The organism is Paenibacillus sp. FSL R10-2782 (assembly GCF_038592985.1).
GTDB classification, from domain to species: domain Bacteria; phylum Bacillota; class Bacilli; order Paenibacillales; family Paenibacillaceae; genus Paenibacillus; species Paenibacillus terrae_C.
Genome location: NZ_CP151951.1, coordinates 5,063,719 through 5,084,797 on the forward strand (window position 1 = coordinate 5,063,719; position 21,079 = coordinate 5,084,797).

The window sequence follows — 21,079 nt, forward strand, 5'->3', positions numbered from 1 at the left end:
ACAAGCATACGGTGAACGCGCCTGTACCGGGATAGGTAAACGGACGACTATGCTAAAAGGCTAATTATCGAACATCCTTTCTGTCTGTCATGCGGTCTAGAGTAAACGGACGACTATGCTAAAAGGCTAATCCATCTAAAGCCTCTACATTTATGGACAAATGCCCGGATCGTCCTAGAGACGGACGATCCGATGGCCCGCCGCTTTGAGCAGGCGGTTCATGACGGCGTCTCCCAGCCCTTTCGGCGGACAGGCTTCCGCCAGGATGTAGGTGACGCCTTCCTCGTCGCAGCGGCGCAGCACGCCGTACAGGCGCTGCGCCGCCTCATGGAGCGCGTCCAGCTTGCCCAGCGTGTAAACGCGCTCTCCGGCATAGCCAGCGGCATGCTCGTCGAACGCGAGCACCGCTGTGCGCTCCCCGCGCGCGGACGCCTCCGCCAGCGCGGCGCGAATCCAGCCCGTCACCTCAGCGGAGGACGGGCCTTGCACTACGCTTAAGCGGCCTCGCGGCGCGTAGTGCGTGTACTTCATGCCCGGCGAGCGTGGTGCCGGGCTGTCGGCGTCCTCGCCGGGCGAAGCAGCGGCGAGCGCCGGGTCCAGCTCGACGGCGCGAGCGACCGCAGCGAGCTGCTCGGCCGTCACGCCGCCGGGGCGCAGGATGGTGACGGTTCCGTCGTCACCGGCCTGCACCACCGTGGACTCCAGCCCCACACCCGTGGGGCCACCGTCCAAAATGCCGCCGATGCGGCCCTCCAGGTCCTCCCGCACATGCTGTGCAAGGGTCGGACTGGGCCTGCCCGAGCGATTGGCGCTTGGCGCAGCCAGCGGACAGCCTGCTTCTGCGATCAGACGCAGCGCTACCGGATGATCGGGCATGCGCACGCCGACCGTGTCCAGCCCCGCCGTCACACGAGGCGACAGGGCTTGCGGCATCACGGGCAGCACCAGCGTCAGCGGTCCTGGCCAGAACGCATCCATCAGCGCCTGCGCTGTATCATTCACTTTCGTTACCATGCCATCCAGCTGGGCAGGGTCGGAAATATGCACGATCAGCGGATTATCAGAAGGACGCCCTTTGGCGGCGAATACTGATTCTACCGCTTCCGTGCTGCGCGCATCCGATCCCAAGCCGTACACCGTCTCGGTAGGGAACGCTACCGTGTCTCCTGCTTGCAGCAGCACAGCAGCCTCACGAATGCCTTTTTCCGCCGCAATACGGGCTTGTCCGGATAACATTTCACCAGAGGATTCCCCTTTAACAACCAAACCTCTTACGTCCCACCATTTTGTATGGGAATCTGGCAACGGCGGATTTAGTTCACGAAGCGCCTGTTCATCCAATACCCGCTCACATTTTTCCTTCTGCACAGACTCACCGCGCAAACCTTGTATTTGATTCGATTTATCGCTCATATTAGATCATCCCATACCTTATTGTCATACAGTCCTGGTTCAATTAGCTCTATCCCCAAAGAACTTACTTGGGCGGCTTATCTGAACCAAGTCTGTCCATGTCTCACAGCTGTAAACCCTATACCCCATTATAACATACCGGGGTCATACACCCGTTGTTCTCTTTTCTACAACTTACGACGATTAGGCAAAAAGACCACTCACCCATCCCCAAAGCCCCGTCAATGCATCCCATAGAAAAAACCGTACTTCCGGCTCCTTGTCAGCGGCATTCGTCCGTTCGCCTCCCTGGTTCGCTTTTGCCGAGATCGTTTGTGCTGCCGCTTCCCCGCTACCTGCATCAATGAAGCACAACGGAGGGAACAGTACACACCACCAATTCTGTCCCTTACCTTGTCCCAGCGTGACCCGAAGCGCTTCATAATTTCCTGCGGGATAGACAAGCCCACCGTACATCTTGGTCGGAAAAGGTACGTTTGCCAATTCCACCTGATGGTCGTACGAAATGCCCCGTCGAGCCAGTTCCGCGCCTACTAAACGGTCAATTTCGGGTAAATGAGCAGCAATCAGCACTCTGGCTTGCTCCAAGCTTTGCGGGTTTTCCAGCTTGCCTACCCACGCATCCATCTGTTGTACGATGGTATCCCTAATTTCACGTTTTACCAGTTGATCCTCCGGACGATCCGAATTGGCCAAAATGCGCAATCGGATGGAATCATGAGGAATGACGCCCGCTCCTGTCGTTGCCACCCCTGCCACTACAGACCCTCTTGACCCTGGTGTCATGGCGGCATCTGTTTTTTGACCTTCCCACGACATCATTAATATTGAAATACAAAATAGTATCATTGCAGCTTGCTTGGTCCAGCCTCTCATCCCAATCCCCCCCAAACTCTATCATGTCTATCAGTCTGTCCGGTTTGGGAGAGGCTAAACCTATCAATCTCGTAAAATGTTCAAGACCATTTTAAAAACACCCAATACACCCTACATCAAGCACATTGATCTGGGCCGAAGCTTCGCAGTAACCCGCGAATACGAAAAGGCCCAGATTTCACAATCTGGACCCTTTTGTATCTTACTATTTTATCTCACCATAAAGATCAAATGGCATCCATTTAGAAGCATGGCATTAAGCTTTTTTTGCCTTCGTTAAACTCACTCTGGATGGCTGTGGCAGATCGTCCTCCAGCTCCTGACCGTGGACCTTGATACTCATAACCAAGCCAATACTAGCCATGTTAATCAAAAGCGACGTACCTCCATAGCTGATAAAAGGGAGCGTAATCCCCGTCAGTGGCATGATTCCCAAAAACGCGCCGATATTCTCAAAAATCTGATACAGCAGCATGGATACAATACCGACGATAAGATACGGTCCGGCACGGTCACGGCATTCCAGCGAGATCAGGATCATTCGGTGAATCAAAATAAAATATAGCAACAGCAGCACCGACGAGCCGACAAAGCCAAATTCCTCCGCTACGACCACAAAAATAGAATCCGCATACGTGTAAGGCACACGACCGGATTGCACCGAAGTCCCCTGCAAAAAGCCTTTGCCCATCATCCCGCCAGAGGCAATCGCCAGCTTGGCGTTTTTGGTATGGTACGATGCCTTAGCGGTCGCTTTTTCCGGTACTAGCCAAGGGTCCAAACGCTCTACCCAGTGACTGCGTCCAATCCCTTTCATAAAGGTGTCAATCTGATCATGAAAGGAAATATAAGCTTTAAGTCCACCGCCGACGGCTACTGCAAATATGGTAAATCCGATCAGTGCATGGGATGCCTTCACATTACCAATCCATAGCATACCAATGACAATGACGATGTATCCGAGTGCATTCCCCAAGTCATTTTGCACCATGACCATAGCAAAGGGGACAAAGCTCACCAAAGCAACTGGAAGTACATCCTGAACAAAATACAGCTTGCTCTTGCGCTTCTTCATCAGCATATAAGTCAGAAAAATGATGAGAACCAGCTTGAATACCTCAGCAGGCTGAAGGTTCAAGCCACCAATTTTCAAAAAGCCCTGAGAGTTGTTAACCGTCCCGCCAAAAAAGCCGAGAGCGAGCAGGAAAATTCCGCCCCCATATACATATAGTGCTTTTTTAATAAATATTCGGAAATCGACTACTGCTATACCCAAGATCGCCACAAAACCCAATATATAATACCCGATCATCTTCTGATAGTCATTGCCGTGCTCCACAATGTTCGTAGGGCCCCTGCCCGCACTATATACCGTTATGATGCTGATTGCCATCAGCAAAACCAGAATGAAGATCACCGGACCGTCAATTTTTTTCAATTTCTGAAGCATGATTTCCCCCTGAGCCGTTTCTCGGTCATACTCCCTTTATTCTAAAGGAAAGACTCGCAAAAAGAAAATGCAGCATTATTCCGCAACGCCCAGGACATGACGTTCGATTCCGGCAAGGTCTGGAACGATCAGAATCGTATTCCAATGACCTGCCTGCTCCAACAGTCCAGCCACGTCTCGGGCCTGTCCCATGCCCAGCTCGAACCCGATCAGCCGCGGCGGGGCCTGAAGCAGCCCAAGCTGCTCCAGCATCGCCCGATACGGGCCAAGCCCGTCAGGCCCGCCATCCAGCGCCATACGCGGCTCATGGTCGCGCACCTCCGGCTGCAAGCCTGCGATGTCGGCGGCCGGGATGTACGGCGGATTGGACACCAGGATGTCCACCGCCTCTCCCGCGAACGGCGCCAGCAGGTCGCCTTCGCGCAGCTCCACGGCTGCGCCGTTGGCAGCGGCGTTATGCGCCGCCATCTCCAGCGCTGCGGCGGAAATATCCCCCGCCGCCACACGCCACCGGGGCCGCTCAGCCGCCAGCGTGACGGCAATCGCCCCGCTGCCCGCGCCGATATCGAGCGCCTGCGGAGCGCCGTCCGGCCACAGCCGGTCGCCGTGCTGAAGTATGGCCTCGACGAGCAGTTCTGTCTCAGGGCGCGGAATCAGCACCGACGGCGAAACCGCGAACGGACGGCCATAAAACTCCTGCCGTCCGATAATATACTGCGCTGGCTCACCCGCTGCTTTGCGGGCTATCACCGCTTCCCACGCCTCTTTGCCCGAGGCTGGGAACGGATCGCCCAGCGCAGCGTAGAACGCCGTGCCTTCCAGCCCGAGCACATGCTCCAGCAGCAGGCGGGCGTTATGCTGCGGCTCCAGCACGCCGCAGCTTCCTAAAAAAGAAGAAGCCTCTACTAAGGCTTCTCTGATACTCATACTCCGTTCCGGCAACATCCGATACACAAGATCGCGTTCGTGTCCCAAAACTTAAACCTCTTGTTCCATCAAATCAGCCTGCTCTGCAATCGTGAGCGCCGATACGATTTCTTCAATCTCCCCGTTCATCACCTGATCCAGCTTGTGCATGGTCAGCCCGATACGGTGATCTGTTACACGGCTTTGCGGGAAGTTGTAGGTACGAATGCGTTCACTGCGATCCCCGGTACCTACCTTGCTCTTACGCTCGCCTGCATATTTGGCTTCCTCTTCCTGACGAAGCATATCCGAAATACGGGCACGCAAAACCTGGAGTGCCTTCTCCTTGTTGGAGTTTTGGGATTTACCATCCTGACAGGTTGCCATAATGCCTGTTGGCATATGCGTTACACGTACCGCCGACTTGGTTGTATTAACGGACTGACCGCCAGCACCACTGGAGCAGAACGTATCAACGCGGATATCCTTGTCGGAAATTTCAACATCCACTTCTTCGGCCTCAGGCATAACGGATACCGTAGATGTAGACGTATGAATACGTCCGCCGGATTCCGTTGTCGGAATCCGCTGTACGCGGTGTGCTCCGCTTTCGAATTTCATTTTGCTGTATGCGCCGCGTCCGTTAATCATGAAAATAACCTCTTTAAAGCCTCCGAGGTCATTCATGTTCGCGTCCATCAGCTCTACACGCCAGCCTTGGGTATCGGCATAACGAGTGTACATCCGGTACAGATCCGCCGCGAACAATGCCGCTTCGTCACCACCCGCTGCGCCACGAATCTCGATAATCACATTCTTATCATCATTCGGGTCCTTCGGCAGCAGCAAAATGCGGATTTTCTCGTCCAGCTCCCGTTTGCGGGCACTAAGCTCATCAATCTCCATTTTCACCATTTCACGCATCTCGTCGTCCAGCTTTTCGGCCTGCATCGCTTTAGCAGCGTCCAGCTCTTCAACGACAGTTTTATATTCGGTATATGCTTCATAAGCAGGCTGTAAATCAGACTGTTCTTTGGAATAATCTCTAAGTTTCTTGCTATCGTTCGCTACATCCGGATCGCAGAGCAGTTCGCTCAGTTTATCGTAGCGGTCCGCCAATGATTGCAATCGGTCCAACAAGCGATTCACCTCTTCAGTTAAATTAATATGAAGCCAGATTCAAATTCACTGGCTACAGCTCTTTATTATACCAACTAATTGACTAATTAGCTACTAAAAATACTTCTAATTCAGGAATTGAATAACAACCATAATTTCAATAAAAAAAGACATGCACCACAACCCCTTTAACCTGAAGGAATTCAATCCCCTAATACACACAAAAAAACGCTAAGCATTGATTGACTGAGCGTTTTTTCGTTAGAATGGTTAAAATCCCTACTTGCCTTCATAAATCCATTCGACTAATTTCCTATCAAAGGAATGAGGTTCTTCGAACATAGGATTATGCCCACTATGCTCAAAAATTACTTTCTTCACGTTCTCATAGGTGTCATCCACAAGATCCCACAGTGAAACGGGTGCAACCAAATAATCATGTCTCCCTAAACCAATAAATACTGGCTTATTAACATCGGTCAACGATTGTATCAGATTAAGTTTTCCGAATGCTTCTCCCCATAAATGATCAATGATTGTCATATTCGTATATACACCATCCCACATGTAAGCTGCATTAAATGTATAATCGTAAAAGCTTTGGCTTCCCATACGAATACACATGTGAACAAACCGTCTCGCGGGATCTTTCTTGATATCATGTTCTAATAAAACAATATCTTTTTCAAAATGCCTCTTTCTCTCTGGACTTGCTGTCTCATTAAAAAATGAAAAGCTTTGCCGCTGTCTTTCTTCGCTATTGGTAGGTGCTGAATTTAACAAAACAACTTTCTGAACATGCTCAGGGTATTTTCTGGCATATTCCAAAGCCATAAAGGCATGTCCGGAATGTCCCAATATGATAAAATCCTCAAGATTAAGGGATTGTCTTGCTGCTTCTATATCATCTATTGCTTTATCCAACGTATAATCTTCGGGTTCTAAAGCTCGGGACGGCTTCACAAATCCTCTATGATCCAAGAAAATGAACTGAAACTTTTTATATAAATTCTCCGAAAACAAGTGAGGATAATATATACTACTGCCAACCACCAATATTGGCTTTCCATACCCTTGTATACAGTAATTCAACTTAAATCCATCGCTAATTAAATGTTGATTTTTGTTCATTTTAATAGTCCTCTTTTCTTTTTTATTAAAAGAAGAGCTATCGACAAAATGAAGCTCTTCCTTATACCACTCCCTTTCCTTTTTCCAATTCTCGTGTATTCTCCATGGAACGTTCTAACATCTCAGCTCACCTCCATCGGTTCTTTTTAGCTATGTAATTAAGGGGATTTTAGCATATTTTCTTTCAAAATCGAGCTAAGAATATGAATTTATCCTAAAAAATAAAAAAAGCCGCCACCCAACACAGGCAGCGACTACTTTATTTAGCACAATGTTTCATACTGTAAACCTATGTTATACATTAAAACGGAAATGCATAACGTCTCCGTCCTGTACCACGTATTCCTTACCTTCCAAACGAAGCTGACCACGTTCCTTAGCCCCGTTCATAGAGCCAGCAGCGACCAAATCGTTGTAGGATACAACCTCGGCACGAATAAATCCGCGTTCAAAATCCGTGTGGATAACGCCCGCAGCACCCGGTGCTTTAGTTCCTTTGTGAATGGTCCATGCGCGTACTTCCTGCACACCTGCTGTGAAATACGTATACAGACCCAACAAGCGGTAAGCGGCTTTGATCAGACGATTCAGACCGGATTCAGCCAGTCCCAGTTCCTCCAGGAACATCGCCTTATCTTCGCCTTCCAGCTCGGCAATTTCAGATTCTACTTTGGCGCTAATCGGCACCACTTCTGCATTTTCCGCTACAGCAAAATCACGTACCTTTTGCACATAAGGATTGCTGTCGGCTTCCGTTACACCGTCTTCGCTGACATTAGCTGCGTACAGTACAGGCTTCATCGTAAGCAAATGAAGATCACGTACAATCAGTTGTTCTTCATCCGACAATTCCACGCTGCGCGCAGGCTTATCAGCATACAGTGATTCCTTGATCCGCTCCAGCACTTCAACTTCCTGGGTGTATTGCTTATTGCCACCCTTCATGTTTTTGCGGGAACGCTCAATGCGCTTGTCTACGCTTTCGATATCCGCCAGAATCAGTTCCAGATTAATGGTCTGAATGTCACTGATCGGGTCGATTTTGCCGTCCACATGGGTGATGTTCTCATCCTCAAAACAACGTACCACATGCACAATCGCATCCACTTCACGAATATGAGCCAGAAACTTGTTACCCAAACCCTCGCCCTTGCTCGCACCGCGTACAAGTCCTGCAATATCAACAAATTCAAAGGCCGTCGGCACCGTTTTGTTCGGCACAACCAGTTCAGTCAGCTTATCCAGCCGCTCGTCCGGTACTTCAACGACACCTACATTCGGATCAATCGTACAAAATGGATAGTTTGCGGATTCCGCACCCGCCTGCGTTATTGCGTTAAACAGTGTTGATTTGCCCACGTTCGGCAAGCCCACAATCCCCGCTTTTAAAGCCATAATCAGAACAACTCCCGTTTATATAAAATGTGCGTTATGCCATCCGTTAGTTTACCAACCCACATTATATATGAGAACACATACATGCGGCAAGCATATGGCTGTGACTTTCAGGATTTCCGCTGCATCCTTTGCTTTTTCATTCAAATCTCTTTGCTCATCTGAATATCCGTAACCCGATAGCCTGACTTGCGGTACACATGCAAAGCCCGCTCATTATGCCCAAATACATGCAAACCGATGCGAACGGCTCCCAGCCTGCGAGCTTCCTGTTCCAAAGCCCCCATCGCCAATGTGCCTAGCCCCCGCCCCTGATATGAATCGTAGACGAGAATATCCAGCAGAAAAGCTTCTTTTCCTTGCACGCTATCCGTAATATTGAACCAGATATAGCCCGCTTCCTCTTGGCTCTCCACATCTTCAGTATCCGAATACATCAGCATGTAAAGGTGAGCCTGGGGGGTATCCAGTCTCTGTGGCAGGTATCGGGCAAAGCTTTCTGCCGCGCGTTCCGGCGCTTCTTCCACCGTCCATGTGCCTGCCTGGATTTTTTCATCCGCGTAGTCCGCGAGTGAGCGCTGCTCAAACCGTTCATATTGCTCTGCGTCCATCGGTACCAAGGTTACAATGCTACTCATGCGTTCGCCTTCTTTCTCAACCGAGTCGTGTCTTTAAGTCCCTTAATCCCAGCTACTCCAATTCCAAACATAACTGTGCGCAGTTCCATTTCGACCTGCTCCAGCCGCGCTTCCAACGCCTCTGTGGAGGCGACCGCCGATCCGAGCAGCGACCGTCCGAAACCCGCCATATCAGCGCCCAAGGCAAGCGCCTTGGCTGCATCGACACCGTTTCTCAGTCCGCCACTGCCGATCACTGCGCCATTCGGCTGCGCCGCCCTGACTTCTACAATACAATCTGCGGTAGAGTTCCCCCAATCCGCAAATGCTTCCGCCGCTGCACGACGTACAGGATCAGAATTGCGGAACTTTTCCACCTGACTCCAGCTTGTCCCGCCTGCGCCAGCGACATCAATAAAAGCTGTCCCCACATCGTACAGTTTCGAAGCCGTCTCGCCATCTATACCCCAGCCTACTTCCTTCACGCCTACAGGCACTGAAAGCTGGCGGCACAACTCCTCAATGCGTCCAAGCAAACCGCTAAAATCCAGATTCCCTTCGGGTTGGAAAACCTCCTGTAATCCGTTCAAATGAAGTACCAGCATGTCCGCTCCGGCAATCTCCACCGCACGGCGACAGTCGTCCACACCAAATCCGTAGTTCAACTGCACCGCTCCCAGATTGGCAAGGATCGGAATATTCGGTGCCAGGCGGCGAACCGCAAAGGTCGAAGCCAGTTCTGCTTTTTCCACCGCAGCTCGCACCGAGCCTACCCCCAGCGCCCAGCCTCGTTTCTCCGCTGTCTCTGCTAAGCGCTCATTAATCGCTCCCGTCTCAGCACTGCCGCCTGTCATGGAGCTAATCAACAGTGGCGTTCGCACAGCACGTCCCAGAAAAGTAGTGTCCAGACGTACCTCATCAAAATGCAGCTCAGGCAGCGCACAGTGTTTAAAGGCATAGCGCTCCAGTCCACTCGTAATGCCTTGGCCCGCCACGTCCTCTTGCAAACAAAGGCGAACATGCTCTATCTTCCGTTCACCTGTCCGTGCAGCAGGCAGCAAAGAGCCGGATCTGCCAGAACCCTCAGGTGCTTCGGGTTTATTTTCCACATTACTCATCTATGTCCCACCTCATTCAGGTCACTTCATGTACTTACATTGGTCTGAAAACACAAATAAGACCGCTCCCGAACACGGTAACCGATCTAATTATGTATGATTACAGGCAATCATTTAGATACCTTCATTGTAGCATGGATGGAAAAATATATACACAATCGCGAGCCTTTCCTCTGCTTATATAAACCGTTCAGGTGAGTTTTGTTTGTGCCTTAGTCCTGAATCTCTTCGTAATAATCTTTTTTTTGCTTTTCCCAGTACCGTCTGTCTTCATCTGTAATTTCCCTTAGCACTTTACATGGATTTCCTACGGCAACCACATTATCAGGAATGTCTTTGGTAACGATAGATCCAGCCCCAATAACTACATTATTTCCAATATTCACTCCTGGAGTGATTACGGTATTTGCGCCAATCCATACACTGTTTCCAATCGTTATCGGTTTACCAAACTCCAGCAAGGTGTTGCGCACATCTGAATCTATCGGATGCCCAGCCGTATATACGCCTACCCTGGGGCCGAAAAAAACATGATCCCCTATTGTTACTTTCGCTACGTCAATAATGATGCAATCATAATTGGCATAGAAATGATCGCCCACTGTAATATTATAGCCGTAGTCACAGCGGAACGGGGGTTCGATATATATCTCCTGACCTGTAGACTCGAAAAGTTGTCTAAGTAGCTCTACCCGATATCCCAGTTGCTCTTCTGTACTGTTATTGAACAAGCGGGTAAGCATTCTCGATTTCTTGCTATCCTTTGCCAATTCTTTTCCGCCAGCCATATATAGTTTGCCTTTTAACATATTTTCTTTATTCGTTGCCATGTACACTTTCCTTCCTGTTTAAAAGGTTTTCATTTCACTCCATGAAGTTGGACAAATGCCAGATACTAAATTATATCTCATAGTGATATCGATATAATAAAGAAAACGGAGTTGATCATTCATGAAGCTGCTTAATCCACGGAATGATATTTTATTTAAAGGTTTTTTTCAATAGGACGTTATCCCTTCATCCCATCAGGCACATGTGAAATGCTTTCTTGCTGGTCCTTCGTACGTCCGTTGCCGAACTTGAATATCAAAATGCCTCCGATAATGACCAGCACACCGATCAGCTTGGTGAAGGTGAACGGAATCTTTTCCAGTCCCAGCCATCCTAACGAATCCCACAGCAAAGCAGTGCCCAATTGTGCCGTTAACACGATAGAGATCGCATAGGTGGGGCCAAGCAGCTTCACTCCTTGCACCAGACAGAACACCACGCCAACACCAATCATTCCACTGAACCAGTACCACGGTTGCATATGCTGTAGTGTAAATGTATTTTTTCCTGCAAAAATAAGACTGCCGAGCAAGGAGGCCAGAAACCCCGTTCCCAGCACAAGTGTGGTTGTAGCCCATGAACCTGTTCGTTCGTTCACCTTATTATTGAATATCGTTTGCAGGCTAACAAAGGCCCCTGCGATAACCGCCAGTACAATTCCTAATAGCATGATTTCAGTTCTCCCTCGCTAATTCTTTTACGAATGATTATGCTTCATAGATATTATGGCCTGCCAGTTGGCCCAAACCTTCTCTGTCACGAATCACAATATAGCCCCGTGCTCGTTCCACCAATCCATCTGCGCTCATCTTGCGAATTACACGGTTGAGATGCCTGTAGCTGGTTCCGATTAAATTCGCCACATCTACGAGACTGGATGCCCGCAGTTCCTCATGAAATGAAGCATCACCTTCGTCAAAAGAAACGGATAGCAGGTAACTGGCCAGCCTGACTTCCACGGGATACATTAAGTTAAAGCTAGAGAAGTCCGAATCCATGCAAAACTTACGGGTAACGATATCCAGCAAAAATTGCAGCATTGGAGCGTAGTCCCTTCCATATTTATTCATCCAATGGTGGTGAATACCAATGACATATATAGGAGACACAGCCTCCACTGTGTTGATCACATTGCTGTTGCGAATATATTCTACATCTCCTATGATCTCAATTGGTGTTTTAAAGCAGAGAACCAGTGTTTTGCCTTCCGTTGAACTGGTATAAATCTTGACCTTGCCCTGTACCAATATGTACAGATGTTCAATGGAATCCCCTTGGGAGCACAGCTTTTCCCCTTGTTCCAAACGATGCAGCGACAAATAAGGCCGCAGTGGCTCATGTAGTATCGATTCTAACTGATGCAATTGTAAAAAATGCTTCAGTTGCTCTTGATCCTGAATTTCTTTCATGCTTGGGCTCACCTTCGTTTTCTACGTTATGGGTTCCTTCGCCGAAGGAAGTTTTATTTAGAGCTTCAAAATGATCACACCCGCAATCATCATGCCAATGCCTATAAATTGCGGCAGCTTCATCTTTTGCTTCACTACACCGAACCATCCGTTAATATCAACCAAGAAGGTCAGGCACAACTGGGCAATCAACAGCGCCGAGATCGTGAACGTAACCCCAATATGCTGTATAGCGGTGACTTCACTGAATATGATGATAGCTGCAAAAGCCCCACCCAAGAGATACATGGGCTTCACCTGCTTCATCTCCGCCAAACTGCCATCTCTTGTAAACATCCAGACCAATGCCGCCAAAATAACACCCGTCAGTTGAGTAACCGTAGCCGCCTGCCATGTACCGATATCCTGACTAATCCGTGTATTCGCTACCCCTTGCAGCGTAATACAAGCGCCTCCCAGAAAAGCAAACAAAATTCCTCTCATGAATCGTTATTCTCCCTATTGAAGTGACTTTTCTATTTATTAAAGTATAGGTTAATCTCACCATAAAGGACATATGTCCTGAGAAAGGGCTGGCGCCTATACCGTATGATCCATTCCGATTCCACATAATCTATAATTGATGTCCATTCCAACCATCCATATCCTTACCTTTTCTTCCGATCATTACGCTTCAATTCTGTACACTTCCGTTAATAACTAGACAGTATCCCATCATAAACTGCATGTTCCGGCACGATGAAATGGAATGCAGCATTCAATTGAGGAGTTGACCGCCCGTATGGTTAAACATAATCCGCTGCATCGAAAAAGCCGTACTATTAAAATCATTATCCTGTTACTCATCCTATGGCTGATTGCCGTCATGATCTATCAGACCCATAAGCCATTGCCCCCCTTCGTCTCCTATGAAAGTCAGGAGTATTCAACCAACGAGGTGAACTTCTGGACGGATTTGACCTATTCCTCCGGGGATGGAAGTACCGCACAGCATGAAGGGCAAATTTTAAACCGTATGTTTGGGATCATTAATGAAGCCAAACAATTTATCGTCATCGACCTGTTTCTGTTCAACGATTATAAACATAAGGGCCAGCGCTTTCCCCAAGTCAGCGCACAGATGACCGAGCGTCTGATTGCCAAAAAGAAGGCTAATCCTGATATGCCTATCTTTTTCATTACGGATGAAGTCAATACCAATTACAATTCATCCCCCAATCATTTGCTGGAGAATATGAAGCAAGCGGGAATCCAGGTCGTGCAGACCGATGTGGACCCGCTGCGGGATTCCACACCGAGCTATTCTGCGGTGTGGCGTACCTTTTTCCAATGGTTCGGACAGCAGGGCACGGGCTGGATTCCCAACCTGATGGCCAGTGACGGACCTGACGTTACGGCACGCTCCTATCTCAAGCTGTTGAACGTCAAGGCCAATCATCGTAAATTGGTTGCCAGCGAACAGACAGCGCTCATTTCCACAGGCAACGTCCACGATGCGAGTGCATATCACTCCAATGTGGCGCTGGAGGTGAAGGGACCCATCATCGGGGACATTTTACAAACCGAGCAGGCGGTGCTGGACTTCTCCGGCGGAGGGCGGCTTCCTGCCTATCCGCCACAAGCAGAAGCCTCTGCTCAATCGGGAAAGGACAACTACAGGATCAAATATCTAACCGAAGGCAAGGTATATACCTCGGTTCTGGATGCCATCGGACAGACCAAACAAGGCGACAGTATTCATATGGGCATGTTTTATTTGGCTGACCGCAAAGTGCTGAACAGCCTGCTGGATGCCTCTGCACGCGGTGTGAACATCCAGTTGCTGCTGGACCCGAATCAAAACGCGTTTGGGCAGGAAAAAATCGGCATCCCCAATCTTCCGGTTGCCAAAGAACTGTCCGACAAATCAGGTAAAAAAATTCAAATCCGCTGGTATAATACGACCCATGAGCAATACCATACCAAGCTGATTTATATTGCCAAGGAACAGGGAGATCACATCATTCTGGGCGGGTCTACGAATTTGACACCACGTAATTTGAACGACCTGAATCTGGAAAATGAATTGTGGGTGGCCGCTCCGGCGGACAGCAAGCTGATCCAACAGATTGCGGCCTATTTTAATACATTATGGAATAACCGGGGAGCTGAATACAGTCTGGATCTGGAGGCTTACGAGGACAAATCTACATTTTGGAAAGATATACTATATCGTTTACAAGACATGTTGGGCTTTACCACATTTTAAAATCAGGATGGCGCTGTAGCTTGCTTACTTTCTTCCACCTACAGCAGCGGTGAAAGCAGACGGGCGAGGGATTCCATCAAGCGCTTGAACAGACGCTTTTTCATAAATTCCTCGCGTACGATCAGGCTGGCAGACTGCAAATCCCGCTCATAATCCGCCACCATCTGCTGTACACTATGCGTGCGAATCAACAGAGCGTTGACTTCAAAATTCAGGTGGAAGCTACGCATGTCCATATTAGCCGTCCCGATGGTCGCAACCTCTCCGTCAATAATGAGGAGCTTGGAGTGAAGGAAGCCTTTTTCATACTCATATACCTTGACCCCAACCTCCAGCAACGTTTGGAAGTACGAATGGGACGCGAGGAACGGCAACCACTTGTCCGGTTTCGCAGGAAACAGAATCCGCACATCCAAACCGGACAGAGCCGCCATCCTCAGGGCAGTCAAAATATCTTCGTCCGGGATAAAATAAGGAGTGGCGAGCCAGACCGATTTACGGGCGGACGTGATCATGGAGAAAAACAGATTTTTGAGCACTCTCCGCTCATTATCCGGGCCGCTGGCAATAATCTGCACGCCTCCGTCCGTAACCGGCTCGATTTTGGGGGACAGATATTCCTTGTCCAGCACCGATTCACCCGTCATATGAAGCCAGTCCTGCAAAAATATAAGTTGCAGCGTCCGTACAGCCTCACCCTTCACAATCATGTGTGTGTCACGCCAAAAACCGTAGGCTTTATTGCGACTAAGATACTCATCCCCTACATTCAAACCGCCGATCAATCCGATTTTGCCGTCAATGACCACGATTTTACGGTGATTACGGTAATTTACTCGGCTGGAGAAGAACAAGATCCGCGCGCCGCCGTATGCAACAACCTCTACTCCTGCATCTCTCATCTCCTTCAAAAATACCTTCGACAGTTGAATGCTGCCCACCGCATCGTACATAAACCGAACCTTGACACCTGCTTTAGCCTTTTCAATCAAAATTCTCTGAATGCTGGTACCGATATCATCCGACCGGAAAATGTAATATTCCATATGGATATGATGCTCCGCCTTGTGCAGTTCCGCCAATAGTGTGGAGAAGGTTTCATCTCCATTGTTCAGAATTTGAGTTTCCGTTGCAAAATAAATCGGGGAACGGGCCAGTCTGCGAGCCAAACGCATTAACTGCTGCTGCTCATCGGTAAAATAGGTCAAGTCCCGTTTGACGTGCATGGCATCCTTCTCAATACGCTCGTAAGCCTGCTGGTCACGCAATGCCTTTTTGTCATACTTGCGGCGTTTGAACACATTTTGCCCGAACAAAAAATAAAGAGGAAGTCCAACCACCGGCAGCAAGGCCAGCAGCAAAATCCAGGACATTGTAGTGGAGGGATTGCGATTCTCCGAAAAAATAATCAGACTGATGGAAATGACCGTCAGCGTGGAGAAAATACTGATGACCGTTCCTTCATTTCTGCCAATATAATTAAACAAACCAAAATAATAAATAACAAAAACCATAGCCGCAATTAACACAGCCAGTAAGCTTCGCCTCATAATTTACCTCATTTCCAATGTACTGCATCCTCACCAAACAACAAGAAACAGACACTGTATATATGAACTAGATGATTCATCGCTAAAAAATAGACATCTTCATTATATTGTACATGAGCACCTTATTTCTTCCCACTTTTTTGTTAAGGTTTTAAAGAAAAAAAATAGAATCCGTAGAAAAACCCGCAACAAAACCGGATAAAGCCGGGTTGACACTTACTTTTTTCCGTGCAAAAATAAACTAACGAACGTTAGGTAGGTGAGAATGATGGGAATGGAAGACATTCGAAAAGCCGCTCTTTTCCAATTTGCCGCCAATGGGTATGAGGGGGCATCCTTAAGCAATATTGCCGCTGAGGTAGGTATTCGAAAACCTTCTATATATGCGCATTTTCAAGGCAAGGAGGATCTGTTTCTACAGGTGGCGAGGTACGCCTTTCAAGAGCAGAATTTACGTATTTTTGAATACTTTTCGGAACGCAGAGATCAGGCGCTGGAGCATACGCTGCATGACTTCCTGTTTTGGATGGGACAGGAATATGGGAGTAATAACACAGCCAAGTTTATGCTTCGCTTTTCCTTCTTGCCGCCTGTGTCTTTGTATACCGAGGTTCTGGATATTGTTAATCCCTTTCTGGAAAATATGGAGCGAAAATTAACTCGCATCCTCCGGAATGCACGAGATAGGGAACCCTTTGGACATATGGAGCCAGAGGATGTGGCTCTATCCTTCATAACACTGCTGGACGGAATCATGGTGGAACTGCTCTATAGTGGCAGCCTGAACTACCACCGAAGATTAAAAGCTGCATGGCCTATTTTTTGGCGCGGGATTACGTTAACCCCGCCTCATGAAGCGTGAAGTAACAAGAACGTAGCGGGTGATTAATCTACAACTAATCTATATTTAAAGGGGAACGCTCATCATGAATCGCAGCTGGATTTATGTTTTTATAGGTGGCCTTATTGAGGTCGTATGGGTCTCGGGTCTGAAGCACGCAGATTCCGCACTCGCCTGGATTGTAACCGTGCTGGCTATGATCGCCAGCTTTTATTTGATCATGAAAGCGGCCAGCCGTTTGCCCGTAGGCACGGTGTACGCTGTATTTACCGGACTTGGAACAGGTGGGACGGTTGTAGGTGAAATGCTGCTGTTCGGGGAACCGTTTCAATGGTCCAAAACGCTGTTAATCGCTCTTTTGCTGGCAGGGGTGGTCGGCCTGAAATTGGTTACTGACCGTGATGCTCAGGAAGGGAGTGGCGCATAATGGCTTGGATTGCATTGGTTATCGCGGGATGCTCGGAAGTGTTTGGAGTCATCGGTATGAAGGGAGTTACGATCGGCAAGGGCTGGAAGGCATTCATGCTCATGGTTCTATCTTTTGTCATTAGCTTCTCGCTGCTCAGCTACGCCATGAAGAGTTTGCCTATGGGAACTTCCTACGCGGTGTGGACAGGCATTGGAACGGTAGGCAGCACGATTACGGGCATGTTCTTGTACGGTGAACAAAAAAGCGTATTGCGTGTCCTGTTCATTGCTATGATTCTTGCCGCAGCATTGGGTTTAAAGCTGATTTCTTAAAGGAGTGGTGCCTTGTGATTACCACCGTAACGCTTAACGCGGCTGTGGATAAAATCTACACGGTTGCAGGCTTCGGTCTGAATGCCGTCTACCGAATCGAGGGCGGCCTGACGGTGCCGGGCGGCAAAGGCGTGAATACTGCCCGCGTCATTCGCACTTTGGGCGAGCCTGTGCGGGCGACCGGGTTTGCCGCCGGACACACCGGACGACTGCTCATCGACGGGTTGAGCGCGGAAGGCGTAAGCGCCGATTTCATCGAAACGGCGCAGGGGGAAACCCGCCTCGCCATTACCGTGCTCGACCCGTCCACACGCACGCAGACCGAGCTGATCGAAAGCGGCCCAACTATCGGGCCGTCTGAGCTGGCCGCGCTGCGGCGCAAAATCACGACCCTTGCCGCGGACTCGGCTTGGGTCGTGTTCTCGGGCAGCCTGCCTCCGGGCTGCCCGCCGGATCTGTACGCCGAGCTGTGCACGCTGGCGAAGGCGCGCGGCGCACGAGTGGCGCTGGACGCGAGCGGCGAGGCCTTGCGTCTGGGGCTTCGCGGAAGGCCCGACCTCGTGAAGCCTAACGAGGACGAGGCCGCTCGCTTCGCGGGCATCGACGCAGCGCGCCCGGGTGCTGCTGAAGCCGCGGCAGCGAAGCTGCTGGAGGCCGGAGCGCAGCTGGCCGTCATCTCGCTCGGCGCGCGCGGGGCGCTGGCGGTAACGCGCGATGCGCGCTACCGCGTGAGCCTGCCGGACACGGACATTGTCAGCGCGCTCGGCAGCGGTGACGCCATGGTCGCCGGGCTGGTCACCGGCGCGGCGGCGGGACTGGAGCTCCCGGCCATGCTACGGCGGGGAGCGGCCTGCGGCACGGCGGCGGCTTTGCACGCCATGGCCGGAAAGATCGAGCTCCAGGACGTGCAACGTCTGGAGCAGGGTATTACAGTGACGCTGTTGTAATGGGCGTCACTTTTTTTATCCAATCCAAATATTCGTTTGTTCGATGTTGCGAATGTTTGATGCTCCGAATGTCCTGTTCTCCGACTGACTTATAGCAAAACCCTGTTTTCCAGTATATTTTTCATACAAATATGCGACTTCGAAGGGCCTAATTTCACCAGTGAATCCTGAAACTCTGCAATTTCCTCTACCGACGTGGTTTGTACCTTGATGAGATAATTAAATTCCCCGCTGATGCGAAATAAATCGGTGACCTCTTTTGCTTCTCTACAAAAATCGACCAGCTCTCGGCAATGCTCAGTCTTTAATAAAATAAACGTAGTCATCCCACGATTCAGCTCCCGTAAATTAAATACGGTGCTATACCCGGAAATAATTCCTCGATCCTCCAGCTTGATAATTCTTTCTTTAACGGACGGTTGAGACATCGAGATTTCTTTACTGATCTGGGAAATAGATATCCGGGCGTCATGCTGAAGCAACTGCATAATTTTGTGGTCAATATCGTCTATGTGATGATGCATATCAAGCACCTCCTGTTTTAATTTTAAAAATAATGTTTTTTTGTACGAATTAACTTTTATTTAATAACTAATATAGGCTAAAATCCTCACTTTTCATATATATGAACCTTATTATTATCCATATAATAAGGTGAACTTATTTATAAGGGGAGATTTTGAATGAGCGTGAAGGGTCTTGCACATGTGGCGATTCAAGCCCAAGATTATCAAGCAACCATTGCATTCTATACTGAGGTATTGGGTTTTAAAAGAGGACATCATTGGAGTCTGCCTTCTTTTCAAATTCGGGAAGCTTCCATGCTCATTTCACCGGATCAAATAACCTGTCTTGAGATTTTTGATAACGACGCAGTCATTCCTGCTCAAGGAAAAAAAGCTTCCTCCGAGGATGAAATTGCCCACGGTGCTTTGCTGCACTTCGCATTTTATGTGGATGATGTAAACGAAATATACCAAAAAGCCCTTGCTCATGGAGCAAGAACCTTTGTAAAACCAGATCAGCTCACGCTTGGTGAACCCCCTCTGGTGGTAAAAAACGCTGTGATCTACAGCCCCAATGGCGAAGTTATCGAATTTATCGAGGATGTAAATTTTGATATGTCCTTGTCCAGCAAAAAATATCCAGCATCGTTATAAGCTCATGATTTCAAATTTACTGAAAAGTCCGCTTCCCCCGGAAGTGGGCTTTTTCATATTTCACTTAACCCTGATCTATGATCAATCTGGAAGAATTAAAACGATTTTAATAAAGGACCGATATATTGATAAGCTACCTTTTTCACCAACATAGATGGTCACGAAAAATATTAAGCTATGCAAAGGAGTAGATTATCATTTCAATTGATTTCAATGTGTATTGGTTTCATTTTAGCTCCGAGCTGCTGATGCCGTTCTTCTGCTTGCTTGGACTAGTACTCATCTATTTTGGATTCAGGACCATCCGCCGCCATCGCTACCGCAAACGCCATTGGGTTCGCACCAAAGGGCAAATCGTGGATGCGCATATCGAAGTCGACGTTGATGTCGTTCCCTTTGACCGTGATGATCCGGTAGATACCAGTTACACCCGCCGATTGAAGGTACGCTTCTACACCACTTCAGGTGAAATCGTAGAATTCTGGAATCCTTATAGCACAAATCTGAGCTTCAACCGGGTTGGCAGAAAGATTAACGTATTATACAATCCAGCGAACCCTCGGGATGCCCTAATCGCAGGCGGTGTAAATGGTGCAGGCTGTCTTGCCTTTATGCTGTTTATGATCGGTATTCCCTTTGCTTTAACCGGGATATTCGCTTTACTGAAATTTTTCTTGTAACAAGGTTTGGATCATATGCTGTTCATGAAATTTACCGCCATATAAATAGCCAGACCTAAAATAATCAAGGCTGATATCTTATTAAGCATAGTGCCGAATCTTCCTTCTGAATCCATACGTCCTACAAAACGCCCGGCTGTCGCCAAACCCATAAACCATATCCACGAAACTGACACGGCAGCCAGTCCGAAAGCCCAGCGTTCCCCGCCATCATATTGGAGGGAGCTGGTTCCAATCACGCCGACGGTATCCAGAATGGCATGGGGGTTCAGCAAGGATACCGAAGCTGCAAAAATCATCTGCTGCTTCGGCAGCATAGGCTGGCTTTCTCCCGAGGAGGCTGCCTTAGACTTCCAAAGGGTCCAAGCCATATAGAGCAGAAACAAACAGCCTGCTGCATAGAGCACATTCGTAAGCCATAGGAAACGCTGCAAAATAAGGGACACACCCCCAACAGCGAGCGCAATGAGGACGGTGTCACAGACACCCGCCGTAATCACGGCAGGCAATGCATTGCGAAACCGTGACTGGGACGCCCCCTGGTTAAACACAAATACATTTTGTACCCCTAAGGGCAAAATCAGCCCTAATGCCAATAAAACGGCATGGATAATAGCTTCTAGCATGAATATATTCCCCCAAATTCA

Annotated in this window: 23 protein-coding genes; 7 read left to right on the forward strand and 16 right to left on the reverse strand. The window is 48.8% G+C overall.

Going from position 1 to position 21,079, the window contains the following annotated elements; genetic code table 11:
• Positions 1-174: 174 nt before the first annotated feature.
• The 13 genes from NST83_RS23080 to NST83_RS23140 form a co-directional block, all read right to left on the reverse strand.
• Positions 175-1,413, reverse strand: a complete 1,239-nt coding sequence (locus NST83_RS23080; RefSeq protein WP_342415789.1) for an L-threonylcarbamoyladenylate synthase — start codon at positions 1,411-1,413, stop codon at positions 175-177.
• A gap of 183 nt (positions 1,414-1,596) precedes the next feature.
• Positions 1,597-2,289, reverse strand: a complete 693-nt coding sequence (gene spoIIR / locus NST83_RS23085; protein ID WP_342415790.1) for a stage II sporulation protein R — start codon at positions 2,287-2,289, stop codon at positions 1,597-1,599.
• 256 nt (positions 2,290-2,545) lie between these two features.
• Positions 2,546-3,739 (reverse strand): FtsW/RodA/SpoVE family cell cycle protein, encoded by a 1,194-nt coding sequence (locus tag NST83_RS23090; protein WP_137060590.1) that lies wholly within the window; start codon positions 3,737-3,739, stop codon positions 2,546-2,548.
• 75 nt (positions 3,740-3,814) lie between these two features.
• On the reverse strand, positions 3,815-4,714 hold the full coding sequence (prmC, locus tag NST83_RS23095; protein WP_342415791.1) for a peptide chain release factor N(5)-glutamine methyltransferase: 900 nt from the start codon (positions 4,712-4,714) through the stop codon (positions 3,815-3,817).
• A gap of 3 nt (positions 4,715-4,717) precedes the next feature.
• Positions 4,718-5,785, reverse strand: a complete 1,068-nt coding sequence (gene prfA, locus NST83_RS23100; protein ID WP_025683383.1) for a peptide chain release factor 1 — start codon at positions 5,783-5,785, stop codon at positions 4,718-4,720.
• 258 nt (positions 5,786-6,043) lie between these two features.
• On the reverse strand, positions 6,044-6,895 hold the full coding sequence (locus tag NST83_RS23105; protein WP_342415792.1) for an alpha/beta hydrolase: 852 nt from the start codon (positions 6,893-6,895) through the stop codon (positions 6,044-6,046).
• A gap of 294 nt (positions 6,896-7,189) precedes the next feature.
• Positions 7,190-8,290 (reverse strand): redox-regulated ATPase YchF, encoded by a 1,101-nt coding sequence (gene ychF / locus NST83_RS23110; protein WP_014278491.1) that lies wholly within the window; start codon positions 8,288-8,290, stop codon positions 7,190-7,192.
• Between the two features lie 143 nt (positions 8,291-8,433).
• The gene (locus NST83_RS23115) at positions 8,434-8,928 is read right to left on the reverse strand and encodes a GNAT family N-acetyltransferase (RefSeq protein ID WP_342415793.1); all 495 of its coding nucleotides are present in this window, start codon (positions 8,926-8,928) and stop codon (positions 8,434-8,436) included.
• Entirely contained in the window at positions 8,925-10,025 is a 1,101-nt protein-coding gene (gene fni, locus NST83_RS23120; protein WP_342415794.1) for a type 2 isopentenyl-diphosphate Delta-isomerase, read from the reverse strand. The genes NST83_RS23115 and fni overlap by 4 nt, the downstream gene beginning before the upstream one ends.
• A gap of 212 nt (positions 10,026-10,237) precedes the next feature.
• On the reverse strand, positions 10,238-10,855 hold the full coding sequence (locus NST83_RS23125; RefSeq protein WP_342415795.1) for a sugar O-acetyltransferase: 618 nt from the start codon (positions 10,853-10,855) through the stop codon (positions 10,238-10,240).
• Between the two features lie 179 nt (positions 10,856-11,034).
• Positions 11,035-11,526, reverse strand: a complete 492-nt coding sequence (locus tag NST83_RS23130) for a DMT family transporter (RefSeq protein WP_137060595.1) — start codon at positions 11,524-11,526, stop codon at positions 11,035-11,037.
• 37 nt (positions 11,527-11,563) lie between these two features.
• Entirely contained in the window at positions 11,564-12,265 is a 702-nt protein-coding gene (locus tag NST83_RS23135) for a cyclic nucleotide-binding domain-containing protein (protein ID WP_137060596.1), read from the reverse strand.
• Positions 12,266-12,322: 57 nt separating this feature from the next.
• On the reverse strand, positions 12,323-12,748 hold the full coding sequence (locus NST83_RS23140) for a DMT family transporter (RefSeq protein WP_283653604.1): 426 nt from the start codon (positions 12,746-12,748) through the stop codon (positions 12,323-12,325).
• A 298-nt stretch (positions 12,749-13,046) separates the two neighbouring features.
• Here NST83_RS23140 and NST83_RS23145 point away from each other — a divergent pair, with 298 nt between their 5' ends.
• Complete coding sequence (locus NST83_RS23145; protein WP_342415796.1) at positions 13,047-14,513, forward strand: phospholipase D family protein; 1,467 nt, start codon at positions 13,047-13,049, stop codon at positions 14,511-14,513.
• Between the two features lie 38 nt (positions 14,514-14,551).
• On the opposite strand, the gene cls is transcribed toward NST83_RS23145, so the two are convergent.
• Positions 14,552-16,063 carry a cardiolipin synthase gene (gene cls, locus NST83_RS23150; protein ID WP_137060598.1) on the reverse strand — a complete coding sequence of 504 codons (1,512 nt, stop codon included), beginning with the start codon at positions 16,061-16,063 and terminating at the stop codon, positions 14,552-14,554.
• A 268-nt stretch (positions 16,064-16,331) separates the two neighbouring features.
• Between cls and NST83_RS23155 the strand changes: the two genes are divergently transcribed.
• The 4 genes from NST83_RS23155 to NST83_RS23170 all read left to right on the forward strand — a co-directional run bounded on the left by NST83_RS23155 (position 16,332) and on the right by NST83_RS23170 (position 18,592).
• Complete coding sequence (locus tag NST83_RS23155) at positions 16,332-16,925, forward strand: TetR/AcrR family transcriptional regulator (RefSeq protein ID WP_342418028.1); 594 nt, start codon at positions 16,332-16,334, stop codon at positions 16,923-16,925.
• A 64-nt stretch (positions 16,926-16,989) separates the two neighbouring features.
• Positions 16,990-17,331: a multidrug efflux SMR transporter gene (locus tag NST83_RS23160; protein WP_014278502.1), complete on the forward strand. Its 342-nt coding sequence runs from the start codon at positions 16,990-16,992 to the stop codon at positions 17,329-17,331.
• A complete protein-coding gene (locus tag NST83_RS23165; RefSeq protein ID WP_137060600.1) occupies positions 17,331-17,645 on the forward strand; it encodes a multidrug efflux SMR transporter in 315 nt (104 codons plus the stop codon). Before NST83_RS23160 ends, NST83_RS23165 begins: the two co-directional genes overlap by 1 nt.
• 14 nt (positions 17,646-17,659) lie before the next feature.
• A complete protein-coding gene (locus NST83_RS23170; RefSeq protein ID WP_342415797.1) occupies positions 17,660-18,592 on the forward strand; it encodes a 1-phosphofructokinase family hexose kinase in 933 nt (310 codons plus the stop codon).
• 89 nt (positions 18,593-18,681) lie between these two features.
• Here the strand turns inward: NST83_RS23170 and NST83_RS23175 are convergent, their stop codons facing one another.
• Positions 18,682-19,116 (reverse strand): Lrp/AsnC family transcriptional regulator, encoded by a 435-nt coding sequence (locus tag NST83_RS23175; RefSeq protein WP_137060602.1) that lies wholly within the window; start codon positions 19,114-19,116, stop codon positions 18,682-18,684.
• 159 nt (positions 19,117-19,275) lie between these two features.
• Here NST83_RS23175 and NST83_RS23180 point away from each other — a divergent pair, with 159 nt between their 5' ends.
• Together NST83_RS23180 and NST83_RS23185 are read left to right on the forward strand one after the other, a co-directional pair.
• Positions 19,276-19,752, forward strand: coding sequence for a VOC family protein (locus NST83_RS23180; protein ID WP_342415798.1), 477 nt, complete (start codon positions 19,276-19,278; stop codon positions 19,750-19,752).
• Between the two features lie 215 nt (positions 19,753-19,967).
• On the forward strand, positions 19,968-20,432 hold the full coding sequence (locus NST83_RS23185) for a DUF3592 domain-containing protein (protein ID WP_137060604.1): 465 nt from the start codon (positions 19,968-19,970) through the stop codon (positions 20,430-20,432).
• 11 nt (positions 20,433-20,443) lie between these two features.
• Here NST83_RS23185 and NST83_RS23190 read toward each other — a convergent pair whose 3' ends face one another.
• Positions 20,444-21,058 carry a LysE/ArgO family amino acid transporter gene (locus tag NST83_RS23190; protein ID WP_342415799.1) on the reverse strand — a complete coding sequence of 205 codons (615 nt, stop codon included), beginning with the start codon at positions 21,056-21,058 and terminating at the stop codon, positions 20,444-20,446.
• Between the last annotated feature and the right edge of the window lie 21 nt (positions 21,059-21,079).